Source organism: Gordonia sp. BP-119 (assembly GCF_016924115.1).
Taxonomy (GTDB): Bacteria; Actinomycetota; Actinomycetes; order Mycobacteriales; family Mycobacteriaceae; genus Gordonia; species Gordonia hongkongensis.
This window is the reverse complement of the sequence record NZ_JAFFZF010000071.1, coordinates 1-13,146: the sequence shown is the minus strand read 5'-3', so window position 1 is coordinate 13,146 and position 13,146 is coordinate 1. Positions and strand designations below refer to the sequence as shown.

At 66.7% G+C, this 13,146-nt stretch carries 11 protein-coding genes; 5 read left to right on the top strand and 6 right to left on the bottom strand.

Going from position 1 to position 13,146, the window contains the following annotated elements:
• Positions 1-360: 360 nt before the first annotated feature.
• Both rsgA and JW364_RS23330 read right to left on the bottom strand, forming a co-directional pair.
• Positions 361-1,446, bottom strand: coding sequence for a ribosome small subunit-dependent GTPase A (gene rsgA / locus JW364_RS23335; protein WP_205334451.1), 1,086 nt, complete (start codon positions 1,444-1,446; stop codon positions 361-363).
• 257 nt (positions 1,447-1,703) lie between these two features.
• Positions 1,704-4,187, bottom strand: a complete 2,484-nt coding sequence (locus JW364_RS23330) for an AAA family ATPase (RefSeq protein ID WP_249356371.1) — start codon at positions 4,185-4,187, stop codon at positions 1,704-1,706.
• 189 nt (positions 4,188-4,376) lie between these two features.
• Here JW364_RS23330 and JW364_RS23325 point away from each other — a divergent pair, with 189 nt between their 5' ends.
• Both JW364_RS23325 and JW364_RS23320 read left to right on the top strand, forming a co-directional pair.
• Positions 4,377-5,195, top strand: coding sequence for a class I SAM-dependent methyltransferase (locus tag JW364_RS23325; RefSeq protein ID WP_137809399.1), 819 nt, complete (start codon positions 4,377-4,379; stop codon positions 5,193-5,195).
• On the top strand, positions 5,192-5,716 hold the full coding sequence (locus tag JW364_RS23320; protein WP_137809398.1) for a hypothetical protein: 525 nt from the start codon (positions 5,192-5,194) through the stop codon (positions 5,714-5,716). Before JW364_RS23325 ends, JW364_RS23320 begins: the two co-directional genes overlap by 4 nt.
• A gap of 57 nt (positions 5,717-5,773) precedes the next feature.
• Here the strand turns inward: JW364_RS23320 and JW364_RS23315 are convergent, their stop codons facing one another.
• On the bottom strand, positions 5,774-7,576 hold the full coding sequence (locus JW364_RS23315; protein WP_137809397.1) for an ABC transporter ATP-binding protein: 1,803 nt from the start codon (positions 7,574-7,576) through the stop codon (positions 5,774-5,776).
• A gap of 110 nt (positions 7,577-7,686) precedes the next feature.
• Between JW364_RS23315 and JW364_RS23310 the strand changes: the two genes are divergently transcribed.
• Entirely contained in the window at positions 7,687-8,262 is a 576-nt protein-coding gene (locus JW364_RS23310) for a TetR/AcrR family transcriptional regulator (RefSeq protein WP_171011587.1), read from the top strand.
• 117 nt (positions 8,263-8,379) lie between these two features.
• The gene (locus tag JW364_RS23305) at positions 8,380-8,739 is read left to right on the top strand and encodes a DUF1761 family protein (protein ID WP_249356369.1); all 360 of its coding nucleotides are present in this window, start codon (positions 8,380-8,382) and stop codon (positions 8,737-8,739) included.
• A gap of 106 nt (positions 8,740-8,845) precedes the next feature.
• Here JW364_RS23305 and JW364_RS23300 read toward each other — a convergent pair whose 3' ends face one another.
• Positions 8,846-9,433, bottom strand: a complete 588-nt coding sequence (locus JW364_RS23300; protein WP_171011590.1) for a hypothetical protein — start codon at positions 9,431-9,433, stop codon at positions 8,846-8,848.
• A 239-nt stretch (positions 9,434-9,672) separates the two neighbouring features.
• On the opposite strand from JW364_RS23300, the gene JW364_RS23295 reads away from it, so the two are divergent.
• Positions 9,673-10,614: an NADP-dependent oxidoreductase gene (locus JW364_RS23295; protein ID WP_137809393.1), complete on the top strand. Its 942-nt coding sequence runs from the start codon at positions 9,673-9,675 to the stop codon at positions 10,612-10,614.
• A gap of 137 nt (positions 10,615-10,751) precedes the next feature.
• On the opposite strand, the gene JW364_RS23290 is transcribed toward JW364_RS23295, so the two are convergent.
• On the bottom strand, positions 10,752-11,249 hold the full coding sequence (locus tag JW364_RS23290) for a hypothetical protein (RefSeq protein WP_137809392.1): 498 nt from the start codon (positions 11,247-11,249) through the stop codon (positions 10,752-10,754).
• 380 nt (positions 11,250-11,629) lie between these two features.
• On the bottom strand, positions 11,630-13,146 hold a 1,517-nt coding region (locus JW364_RS23285), incomplete at its 5' end, for a ParB/RepB/Spo0J family partition protein (RefSeq protein WP_205334450.1).

Below are 13,146 nucleotides of genomic sequence, written 5' to 3'. Positions count from 1 at the left end.
GGCACAAGGGAGGAATTCAAGGTCACCGCATCCCACCCCTCCACTATCAACCCCCCACGCGCCGGTGACCAGCACGAACTCTTCGACCCCCACGACGGCCGCCAGGCCGCAGATACTGAGGTGCGAGGAGCGAAAGCGACGAGCCACGAAGGGCGGGCGAGCATCACACCCGGCCCTTCGTGGCTCGCTTCGCTCGCACCTCAGGGAGCATAAAATCCGGACGCGCAATAGTGTTCTTTAGTAGTCCACGACGGCCGCCAGTCCGCAGATACTGAGCAGCGCCCGGAGCTTTGCGAGGGCGACTCCCTGGTCCCTGAGGAGCGCCCGGAGCTTGCGGAGGGCGCGTCACGAAGGGGCCCGTCAGGCCTGCCGGTCCCGGAACCGGTACATCGCGCGAATGTCTCGCGTGATCGCTTTGTCCCGCTTGCTCCGCTTGCTCGCCTGTCGGGCGTCGCCCCGAGCGGCCGACCACTCACTTTCCCTCAGCAGCTTGCGATAGCGTTCCAGACGGCCGGCGTCGAGGCGGCCGTCCCGGATCGCCTCCTGCACGGCACATCTCGGCTCACTGCGGTGTTCGCAATCGCGAAACGCGCACTCACGACTTAACTCCTCGATGTCGGCGAACGTACGGCCGGCCGCCTCGGCGACATCCTGTACCCCGATCCCACGCAGACCAGGTGTGTCGATGAGTACCTTGCCTCCCGGCAGGAGCAGCAGCTCGCGGTGCGCCGTCGTGTGCCGCCCCTTTCCGTCGACCGCACGAATCTCATTGGCCGCCATCTGTTCACGACCGAGCAATGCGTTGGCCAGGCTCGACTTGCCGGCGCCGGACGAGCCCAACAGGACGGCGGTGCCGGTCATGGTGGACTCGAGGAGATCGACGCCTGCGCCGGTGATCGTGCTCGTCGTCACGATGTCGGCGCCCGGAGCGACCGCGGCGATCATCGCCTCACCCGGAAGAGGATCGTCGACCAGATCCGACTTGGTCAACGCGATGATCGGCCGGGTGCCGGCGTCGTAGGCCAACGTCAGCAGGCGCTCGATGCGACCGACATTCACCCTGTTCGCGACCGACACCGCGATGATCACCGTGTCGACGTTGGCGGCGAGTACCTGCCGTTTCGATGTCCGATCCGAACTCGCGCGCGCGATCGCCGTCCGGCGCGGCAACAGGTGCACGATCCGGGCCTGCCCGTCGTCTCGGCGCAGCACCACCCAATCGCCGGTGCACACGGACTGTTCGCGCTCCGCAGTGCGCCCGACACCGCGGATGACGCGGACCGGACCTGATGCGGTGATGGTGTCGCACCCGCCGCGATCCACCCGCACGACGCGAGCTGGTAGCTCGTCGTCGGACGCGCGGTCGGTGTACAGGGTCGAGAAATGCTTGTCCCAGCCGAGAGCGGCGAGCTCGACGGGAAAAGACGAATTACTTGCAGAATTCACTGTTGGGGACTTTCGAGGAAAGCCCGCGACCCCAGGAGTCATCCGACTCGCAACTCAGTCGGTTGTGCGAGAACGGTGTTCGAGGATCAGCAACGGGCTGGAGGAACAGGGATGGTTCGGATGCTGACGATGCCAGCGATCTCGACGGCAACCATCGACTCACCTCCAGGTCTCGTGCTGCCCCACCGGACAGCGCGGCTCACGCTAACACCGCCCGGCGATGCCCACCACTCTTTTTTCGTTCCGCGGGTTCGGCGCTAACGGAGCCCCAACTCGACGCCCTGCGCGAGCACCTCACGACGCGACGTCATACCCAGCTTCGCCAGGACCGCGGACACGTGATGGTCCGCGGTTTTCGACGAGATGTACAGCCGCTTGGCGATCTCCGAACTCGACAGTCCCTCCGCCACCAGGCGGGCGACCTCGAGTTGCCTGTTCGTCAGGCCACCGGGGTTCACTCGTGTCGTGGGCCGAGGGCGCTGCGGGACGGTGGCGCAACCCCGTTCGCGCATCAACGCACGCGCACGATCGGCGGTACCCGCGGCGCCGAGTCCGTCGAGCATCGTCACACCACGGGCTGGTTCGTCGGAATCCAACCAGCACATCGCCGATGCGAACGGATCACCCGCGTCCGACCACCAGCGCGCGGCGTCGGCGTGCCGACCGTCGAGCGACAATCGGTACGGCGCCGCGATCGGCCCGGTCTGCGTCGACCACCCGAGCCTCGCACGCCAGACGGCGAGGCTCCCTGTGCCCCATTCTGTTCCGTCATCGTCGAGGGTGTGCGCCGCGGCGACCCGGGCGTCCTCGGTCCCGGTCATCCAACTGATCTCCGCCAGGGCGGTCAGGACCGCGAGCCGTCGGAGGGGTTCATCGATCTGGTTGGCGAGGGTCCAGGCGTTCTCGATCTCGTCGATGTCGAACGACGCGCCGCATCGGAGCGGCACCAGCACGGTGACCAGGAGCGGCCACAGCGTGGCGATCGGCATCCCGTCGGCGTCGATGACCGCCCCGGCGTCCTCGAGGGCTCCGTTCCAGTGTCCGCGGGTCAGATGCAGGCGACTCCGCACAGCGGTCTGCCAGTGGCGACAGATCTGGATGTCGCGCTCCACCGTGAACGGGAGACCCGCGTCGAGGATCCGGTCGGCGGCCCGGTACCTTCCCTGTTCGACATCGAGACTGGCCACCTGTGAATAGACGGTTGAGGCGAGTTCGTCGAAGCCGAGGGTGCGGGCGGTTTCCATGTGATCGAGAAGTCTTCTGCGAGAGTCGACTTCGCCGGTGGACAGCGCAGCCGAGTCCGAGACGACCTTGTTCCACAGCCGCAGTTCCTCGTCGGATGCCGACGCGGTGTCGGCCAGCAGGGACGCCGTTCCCGACACGTCGCCCCGCATGAACGCGAGAAACGCGCGGTGGATCTGGGCCTCGCTGTACACCGTCGACGCCCCTGTACCGTAGGCGATCTCCGCTGCACGGCCCAGGTGCGATTCCGCGCTCTGCCGGTGCGCGCTGTAGTACTCGTAGACCCCGACGGCCACATGTGCCGTGGCCAACCCGGTGTCGTCACCCAGTTCGGTCCACAACGGGAAGGTCTCGTTCACACTGGCTATCGCATCGCGCAGTCGGCTGACCATGTACTGCTCGTTGGCCAGAGCCAACAACAGTTCGGCACGCTCGCGAGCCGGAGCATTGACTTGGTGCTGCTTGGCGATCTCGTAGTACGCGACGGCCTCGGTGTGCGCTCCGCCGCGGATGGCGTCCTCGGCTGCGGCGCAGGCATGACGGACGGCGCGGTCGAAGTCCCGGGCGGCGACGGCGTGGTGGGTCAACACCGACGGGTGCACGGTGCCCAGCTGCTCGAGTGCGTCCAGCAGCTGCGCGTGCAGATGGGCCACCCCACCCGGCGGAATCGTGGATTCGATTGCCCGACGGGCCAATTCGTGTCGGAATAGGATGCCGTCGGGCCCCCATTCCAGAAGTCCCGTGTCGGCGAGACGCTGCAGAGTGGGGTAACCGATCCGCAGGACCGGCAGCGCGGTGTCCGACACCCGTTCCGGCGACGCCGCAATCAGTTGGAGGGCTTCGAAATCGGCCGCGCTGACCTTGGTCGTCCGCGCCAGGACCGCATCGCGCACCGACGACGGGATCGGCAGGTGGGGTTCGCGGGAGACCTCGGTCGCGAAGTAGGGGTTACCTCCGGTCGCGGCATGGACCCGCACGGGATCGAGACCCGTACCCTCGACCAGTTCCGCGATCGCCGCGACACTGAGCGGCGGCAGCTCGATCCGGAACACGCCCTCGGCGAGCAGGGCACGCGCCGCCGCCTGGGGCTCGAGCTCTCGATGCGTCAGGAGCAGAACGAGCGGCATCGACTCGATGCGTCGACACAGGAACCTCAGCACATCGGTCGACGCGGCGTCGACCCAGTGCAGATCCTCGACCACGAGAAGCGTCGGTGCAGCCCTCAGATGAGCGAACGCGGCTTCGCAGACGTCGGCGAGCATCATCGGTTGCAGACCGATGCCCAGGTCTTTGACGGGACCCAGTGGACGTGGTGTGTCGAGCGGATCGCACGCCACCCGCAGCACACGCACGTCCCGGGCGGTCGCACACACCTGCGCGATCAGCGTCGTCTTGCCTGCACCGCTCTCGCCGGCGACGGAGAAGGCCGAACCCACCGGCAACCGGTCAAATGCCGCGCTGATCTGCGACAACTGCTCGGTTCTCTCCAACAATCGCACCGTCCGAGTGTAGGCCGCCCGACGCTCGAATAGGTGGGTCTACCCATTCATGGGAAGGACGTTCGGCGAAAGATGGGAGGTCCTCACCGATGCCGTCCGTATGCCCGGTGACCGACTGTTGTGGTGCGCCGGTACCGACAAACGGTCACCGACGGCCAGTCGTCCCACCACACAGAAATGGACAATCCGATGACGACATCTCTCTCACCAGACCTGGTATCGCTGCGGGAGAAGCAGCAGAAGGTCTGGAGCAGCGGCGATTACAACCGTATCGCCGCGCTGACCGTGCCGGTCAACGAAGCGACCGTGGTCGCGGCATCGGTCATCCCCGGCGAACGCGTCCTCGACGTCGCGACCGGCACCGGCCACTCCGCGCTCGCCGCTGCCCGCCAGGGTGGCGACGTCACCGCGATCGACTACGTGCCGGCACTACTCGACATCGCCCGGGGTCGGGCAGCCGCAGAACATCTCGACGTCGATTTCGTGGAAGCCCCGGCCGAGGTCCTGCCGTTCGGCAACGCCGCGTTCGACACCGGTATCTCGTCGATCGGCATCATGTTCGCCGCCGATCACGAGCAGGCCGCGCGCGAATTGACCCGAGTCGTCCGTCCGGCCGGAAAGATCGTGGTCACGAGTTGGACCGCAGACGGTTTCGTCGGTGGAATGCTCGCCGCGGTCGGCCGCCACGTGACACCGCCGCCGGGCGCGCGTCCCGCCACCCGGTGGGGCGACCAGCATTACGTCGCATCGCTGTTCGGCGATCGTGTGCACTCGGTCGATTCGCACACCGCCGTACTGACCGTTCGGTTCGTCGACGCGGCCGCTTTCGCGGACCTGTTCCTCGGCTACTACGGTCCGACGTTCGCCGCGGCGTCGAAGCTCGACGAGGACGGCAAGCACGCACTGCGTGCCGATCTGATCTCCCTCGCCGAGTCTCGGCAGCAACCGGTCCCCGGCGGGATCTCCATCGACTGGGAGTACCGCGTCGTCGAGGCGGTGCGGTCATGAGCGCGCCCCGGAGTCGTGGCAAGGCCATCGCTCGTCTCGGCGCGACCCTGTCGATCGCCGCGGCCATCGGCGTCGCCGCGCCGCTTGCGACGACGGCTTCGGCAGCACCCGCGCGCACACCGGGCGCGACGCTGACGATCGTCGACCAGAACATCACCGGTGCCGGCAAGAACCGCATCATCATCCAGGGCCTGTATCCGATGACACGAGCGGACGCGGTCGGATTCGTCACCCACATCAACGATCGGGGTTGCGGTGGAATGCACTACATCGTGCTGGGCGACGACGGTAGAGAGCAGTACCTCTACGACCGCAACTTCCCGGGCACCTCGGTCGGGACCGAAGGTTTCCTCCGGGCTTCTGACCGCGGGCTCGAGTATCTCCGGGAGTTCGTCGTTCCGAGCTCGGTTCTCAACGAGGACCGGGACGGTGCCGACGAGGTGTTCACCCGGGTCCGTTTCACCGACGGCGACTGCCGGGCACGGGTCCAGACCACCAACGTGGTCGTCGGGCGGTTCTGACCCGACCCGCCGGCGACACCCGCCCACCCGGCCTGTGCCGGGTGGGCGGCTGTCGGATCAATTCAGCTCGGCAGCGTCCACGTCGGTGTCGATACGCATGGCGGCCACCAGTTCTCGATAGAGCTCATCGGTGGCTAGCAAGCGCCGATGGTTGCCGACCGCCCGCACCCGACCGGCTTCGAGGACGACGATCTGGTCGGCGTCCATGATCGTCGAGAGCCGATGCGCGATGGTGACGACGGCTCCGCGAGTGGCCTGTCGCCGGATGCCCTCGGCCACAGCCGCCTCGGTCAACCCGTCGAGTTGCGCGGTCACCTCGTCGAGCAGGAGGAGTTCTGGGTCGACGACCAGCGCGCGGGCGAGCGCGATGCGTTGCCGTTCCCCGCCCGACAGCGTTGACGTGGTCACGTCGGTGAGTAGGCCGTCGGGCATGGAATGGACACGCTCATCCATCCGGACGGCCGACAGGGCACGCCACACCTCGTCGTCTGTCGCCTCGGGCGCCGCGTAGACGAGGTTGTCGCGGACCGTTCCGGGGACCAGAGGGGTGTCCTGCTCCACGTAGGCGATGCGTGCTCGCAGATCGTGGAGTGTCCACTGGTCGAGCGGCCGACCGTCGAGCACGATCTCGCCGCGATCCGGTCGTAGGAACTTCAGGAAGAGGGAGAAGATGGTCGTCTTCCCGGCACCCGACGGTCCGACGATGGCAGTGTGTCCGCGGCGTGGGATCGTCAGGTCAATGCCGTTGAGCGCAGCGGGGGAGTCTGGTGCGTATCGGTACACCACGTCGCGCAGTTCGAGTGCGGACGCGGTCCGGTCGACCCGAGCCGACGTGCGATTCGCCACCACCTCGTCGTCGGATTCGGTTCGCAGGTCGGAGATCTCGGCAATCCGCGCAGCCGCGGCCAATCCCGACTGCAAGGCCGTGACACTCTGGGTGAGCAGCGAGACAGGCATCATCAGTTGGAATCCGTAGAGCAGGAATGCGATCAGAGTACTGACGGCCATCGAACCGTCGGCGACGCGCCAGGCCCCGAACGCCAGGACGACCATCACCGCCAGATTGATCCCGGACCCGGTGATCGTCCAGGCCCATGCTTCGATACGCACGGCCCGGATTCCCTTGCTCGCCGACCGGTGCGCGAACTCTCCGATCCGGTCGGATTCCCGCGCCTCGGCCCGACTCGCCTTGACGGTGCGAATCGATCGAAGGATCCCCTCCAATCGGCCACCCAGGAAACCGATCTCGGCCTGCGCGTCCTGCTGCGCCTTCGCCAACCCCGGCATCAGTACGGCGGCGGCGATCCCGACCATGACCACGACGACCATCGTGGTCGCGAACAGCGGGAGGTCCAGAAACGCCATGAGTACCAGCGCGCCGACCATACCGACGAAACCGTTGACACCGTTGACAATGCTCGACGTCGTCGCTTCGCGGATCAGCAGGGTGTCGGACGTGACGCGCGCGACCATCTCGCCGCTCGACCTACGGGCGAGCTCGGGGACCTCGACGCGGAGCAGGTGTCCGATGAGTCCGGTGCGGGTGGCGAGAATGATGCGTTCGGCCAGGGTTCCCAACATGATCGTCTGGATCAGACCGATCACCGACCCGGCGACGAGCAACACGGCCAGGACTGTGATCGGCGCCGCCAGAGATTCCGACACGGCAAGACCGTCGAGCACCCACTTCGTGACCAGCGGGGTCGCGAGTTCGGCAGCGGTGCCGAGCAACCCGAGGACGACGCCCACGGCAAGGACGCCCCGGTACGGACGTATGTAGTCCCAGAGGATCGCGAGTTTGGCGCGCATGGGCATATCCGGGGTCTGCCCGGGATCGGCCGCGGTTGTCGAAGTCGTCATGGTGTGAGCCCTCCCGAGCGGAACATGCAAGCTCTACAATGACACATTGGTGTCCCATTTTCAATCAAGTGTGTTGCAGATACCCGAGTGTGGTGGATAGTCTCGGCCAGGTGAACGATGCGCCGGAACCGGCTGCCGTCTCGGGCGTGCGCCTGCGCACCCGACAGGCCATAGTGTCAGCCGCCATCGCGGCGTGGGCAACTGATTTCTCGACGTCCCTGGGCGACATCGCCGACCGGGCGGACGTCAGCCGCAGCACCTTGCACCGCCACTTCCCCGACCGTCAGTCTCTCGTCGATACGGCGCTCGTCGAGGCGAGGAGCGTTCTCGAGCGGCAGGCGAGCGAAGCGGTCGACGGGTGCGAATCGGCTCGCGCAGCACTCGAATCGCTGATGCGGGTGATCATCGGCATCGACGACGTCATCGTGTTCCTGTTCGCCGACCCACACCGGTTCGACGGCCACCCGGAGTGGGCTGAGGAAGAGGACCAGATGCTTCCGGAGATCTTTTCTCGGGCGCAGAAAGACGGTGCCATCGCCGATGATCTCGAAACGAGATGGCTGGCCGGGGTGTTCTATTCACTCTGTTTTGTCGGTGCGGTCTCGATCGCCGGCGGGGTGATGTCGCGTCGCCGCGCCGCCGATGTCGCCGTCCGGACGTTCTTCTCCGGAGTCGCTGCCGACTGAGAAGCCGACGCACGCGTGTGCTTTGGGTCGGGGCAACACTTCTACCACCGATGAGTTTTGTATCGGGGTGGTGTCAGACCCTGCACCTACCACCGATCGGATGAGACATTGGGCAGCGTGAACGTACTGGCGTGCGTGGCCGCAACGGTCGCCGCGTTCCTGGTGAGCGGTGTGTACTACGGCGTCGTGGGTGCACCCGCCGCGGCGGAAGTACACCGACCGGCCTGGGCGACGCCGGTTGTCGAACTCATCCGCAACGCACTGCTCGTACTCCTGGTCGCCGGTCTGGTCGCGCAACTCGATCCGGATGCCACCGGTGCACTTCTGCTCGCTGCGGGGCTGTTCCTCATCCCGTTGGTTCTGTTCGCGGGCGCGGTCTTCCACGAGGGAACGGCCCTGTCCGCGGCAGCTGTACACCTCGGGGATTGGGCCCTGAAGCTGCTCATCCTCGTCCTGATCGTGTCGCTGTGGCGGTGACAGTGGAATCGCTGTGGACCGCACAATCCCCGTCCGCTACTCCGTGAGGAGGATCGGGTGACGGTTCATCGCCTTTCGGATCACAACCGTCCTGGCACGTGAGAACTCAGGCCGGCTCCAGGGCCCGCTTGGCCTTTTCCAGAGCGGCGAGCGTACGCAGCACCGAATCGCGCTTGGCGGTCAAGTCGCTCGCCTTGGCCTTGCCGCTCAGTCCGGGGTCCGCCTGCGCGACTGCCAGCCGTTCCTCGATCTCGGCGAGCTGCGCCAGCAAGGACTGCGCACGGCTCATGAGCTCCTCATGGTCGGGTCGGGAGACGTCCGCAGGGCGGGCGCTTCCGGCCCCGACGTTCTTGGCTTTGCGAGCCGTTGTGCTGCCGTCCTTGTTTGTGGTGGTGGACGCGGATCGTGTCACACCGCGCTGGCCGGACCGGACGCGCAGTGGGGGCTGTGTGCGGGTCCGATTCAGCACTGCCCAGGCGTCACGGGCCGCCACCCGGTGTTCGCGTTCCTCTTCGTCGTCGGACGTCATCGACGCGCCCAAAGGTCGTAGCCCGTAGAAACCGACGAACTCGCGGGCCGCCGCGATAGTTTGCTCTGCCTCGCGGCAGCGCCCGCACCGCGGTTCGCCGCGGAGTTCTGCGATGTCGTCGCTGGATGAGCACCACACGCAGGCGTGGGCAGTGGAGTCGGTCACGATGGCATCGGCAGCAGCGAAATTCACGGGTGAAAACACTACGGCACAATGTTTTTCATGCTGCGACCGGGCTTCGTCCAGCAGGCTCGGGCCGGGATTGCGCTGCTTGTTCCCGCGATGGGACCACGTGCCAGCCTGCCGGATAACGGGCGCGCTCGGTACGCATCACGACGATGGGACGTCGGCAGACATCGCAGAGCTGCTGGAATCATTCCGTCGAGCGTCCCGTTGGTGCCACCATGCGAGCAATCACTTATGACCGCTTCGGCGGTCCCGACGTCCTGGAACTGACCGACCTGCCCACGCCCAAGGTCGGACCCGACTCCGTGCTGGTGCGTGTCCGCGCCTCGAGTGTGAATCCCGTGGACTGGAAGGTTCGCGAGGGCTATCTCGCCGAGATCATGGAGACCGTCTTCCCGGTGGTCCCGGGCTGGGACGTCGCGGGAGTGGTCGAGCAGGTCGGCCTGGACACACCTGAGTTCCAGGTCGGCGACGAAGTGTTCGGTTACGTCCGCAAGGACGTCGTCGGTGGGGAAGTGGCGGGCGGGACGTTCGCCGAGTTCGTCGCCGCCCCGGTGCGCACCCTGGCACACAAGCCGTCGAACTGGTCGTTCGAAGAGGCTGCGGCGCTCCCGCTGGCCGGTCTCACCGCTCTGCAGACCATCCGCCGGGCCGGAGTTCAGTCCGGAAACACCGTGCTGGTCCATGCCGCCGCGGGCGGAGTCGGATCGTTCGCCGTGCAGATCGCCCGGTCCCTGGGCGCACGCGTGATCGGGACGGCCTCGGAGTCGAACCACGACTATCTCCGCAGTCTGGGCGCCGAGCCCACGACGTATGGCGAGGGCCTCACCGACCGGGTACGGGCACTCGAGCCGCAGGGTGTCGACGTCATCCTCGACTACGTGGGCGGCGACGCACTCGACTCGGTCGAGGACGTGTTGCGCGACGGCGGCACGGTCGCCTCGATCACCGACGCGCGGGCGCGCGACGAATTCGGCGGCCACTACGTCTGGGTGCGTCCCGACGCCGCGGATCTTGCCGAACTCGCCCGACTCGCCGACGCAGGCAAGATCACGCCGGAGATCGCGGAGGTGTTCGATCTCGCTGATGCTTCCGACGCGCACGAGCAGAGCCAGTCCGGTCACGTGCGCGGCAAGGTCGTCATACGCGTCGCGAGCTAATGACAGCACAGGTCATCTAGTCGAGGTTCGCCTCTGCACGTAGGTGCGTTCGACCCCGCTGGGCCCTCGCAGTCGGTCCCGCGCAGAGGTCGTCATCCAACACGACAGGCGGCTCGCGGTCATCGTGCGACCACCGATCAAGGCGTCTCCATCGTCTGGGCGCGACGGATCTCCTCCACAGCCCGGGTCACGTACTCCATCGGGTCGACATCGGCACGCGCCGTGAGGTCGGCGATGACCACCAGGGCAGCAGCGGTGGCCTCGGCGCCCAGTAGGTCGGCGGATGGCAGCGCATCGGCGTCGGCGGTGTCGCCCACTCCCAACGCGCCTGTCAGCACGAGGGCTACCGCTGCGGGACTGACGGCGGAAGTCCATGAGGCGGCGGCACGGCTGGTGCTGGTCATCACCTCGGACACATCATCGCCGGTCAGACCATCGGGGAACACGGTCTCGAGGAGTTCGCGCATCATGAGTGCATGCACCTCCCGCGACTCGGGGTGCAACGCGAGAAGGTCGGTCGCGGTACCGAACGCCTCGGTGTCGTGGGCGCGAGCCGCACGGATGGCTTCCCCGGTGGTCTGTGCGACCCTGTCCGCTATCGGCGACCGCTCGGACCGTGACTCATTGTGCGGCATAGGAATTACCCTCCCTGTGTGTTCGGCAGTGAAAACTCACCGTCGGAACCGGTGGCGCTGGCGGCTGCTGACGACTGCAGTCGTTCTATTTCAGCGGAATTCGGGTTCGTGTGCGGACACACGCCCGGCGGACGGGGGCGAACGGTGAACCAGACCGACCACAGGCATGGTAGGTCATCCCGGTCACCGACTGTCACATCGCTCGACAGACCCCGGATGCTGTACTTCGACAAAGCCTGTCGGGCGGTTCGCCGCTGAGCACAATCCACTTGGAACGCGCGGCTGCACAATGCGTTTCGTCACACGTGACGAAACGCAACCTGCGGCCATGTTCACGACATAGGCAAGGACTCAGTCTAAGAGCGGCTAGCGTCGGGTGTCTAGTCGAGTGGCACGTCGGCGGCCTGCTTGTCACCGGCGATGACCTGCTCGACGTCGGAGAGGGTGTAGCCGGTCACCTCGACGAGGAAGTGCAGGTAGCCAGCGCGGGCCTTGACCTGGCTGCCGCCGAGGTAGTTGCGGTCACCGACGTTGCGCCAGGCGTCTTTCCACATGTGCGCTTCCCGCGACGCAAGCGCGATGCCGAGTCCGATGATCTGGGCGCGGTCGGCGGTGGTGGCCTGCTCGATCAGCTCGGCGGGCTCGCCTCCGAGGATCGTGGCCGCGATCTCGGCGGCGTTGCCCTGCATGCTGTTCGCTCCGAACATGTCGTGATGGGCGCGCATCGATTCGGCGATGAACTTCGCGACCTTCGGGGCGCTGCCCTTCGGCAGGGTCTTGCGGACCAGCCACGCGGTCAGCATCTCGATCCGCACCTCGCGGGCGGTCACGCTCGCGGTGTTGAGGACCCGCACCCGGCGACGTTCCTGCTTCCGGGCCTCCTTCTCGTCATCGCTGAGGTCAGCGGTGGCGGTTGCGCTGCTCGGGGTGCTGTAGGTACGGAACCTCATTCCTAGGTCGCGGAACTCGCTGACATACCAAGTGGTCTCGATTGACCGGCTCGCCTGGCGAGTGAGGGCACGCGGGTCGTGCAATCCCTCGTCGGGCTGGGCGTCAGCGGGGGTGTCCTCGTCGGTGAGGTCCAAGTCGATCAGGTGCTCGTCGATGCTGTTGCCCTCGGCGTCGACCCACCCTTCGGTCACGTCGGCCCACACGTAGGCGAGACGCTGACTCACTGGCACGTCCTCAATCTGTACGGGCTTACCCTCGGCGGTCTCGATGTGTTCCAACTGGGCGCGGGTGTGCCGGTGCTCGGGTCTACGGGTCACGGCCTCGATGCCGTCGGCGGTGTAGACGGCGACCTGGGCCAGCAGCTCGACCCGCTCGTCGGCGTTGTCGGCCAACTGCTTGGCCTGATGCTCGAACACGCCGCGTGCGGCGGCGTCTAGGAGCCATTGCTGCGCTTCGGGGTCGTGGTCGTAGGCCGCGACGGTCGCGGACTGCTCCAACGTCAACCCCGCTCCCTGCTCGATCAAATCCAGGGTCGTTTCGGACTTCGCCAACGCGAGGGTGGCGTCCACGTCCTTCTTCTTGGTGCGGATCGTCTTGGCGATCTTGGTCGCCGACATCCCGGCCAGGGAGAGTTGTTCGATCGCGGCCACGCGGTCGCGGGTGCGGAGTCCTTCGCGCTGGAAGCTGGCCAGCTGCTCCACGATCCGGTCGATGGTCAACGCCTTGTCGTCGGCGTCGGACGCGACCGGCACGACGTAGACCGGGACGGTGGCAAGCTCGGTTTCGCGCGCGGCCAGCGTGCGGCGCTGCCCGTCGCGTACCCGGACCTCGCCGTCGACCTCGACAGCGAGGATGGGTTGGCGCACGCCGTCGCGGATCGAATCGACGAACTCGGCGGTCAGGGTGGCCTCGGCCTCGGTGCGAATGTTGGTGTCGATGACCAGAT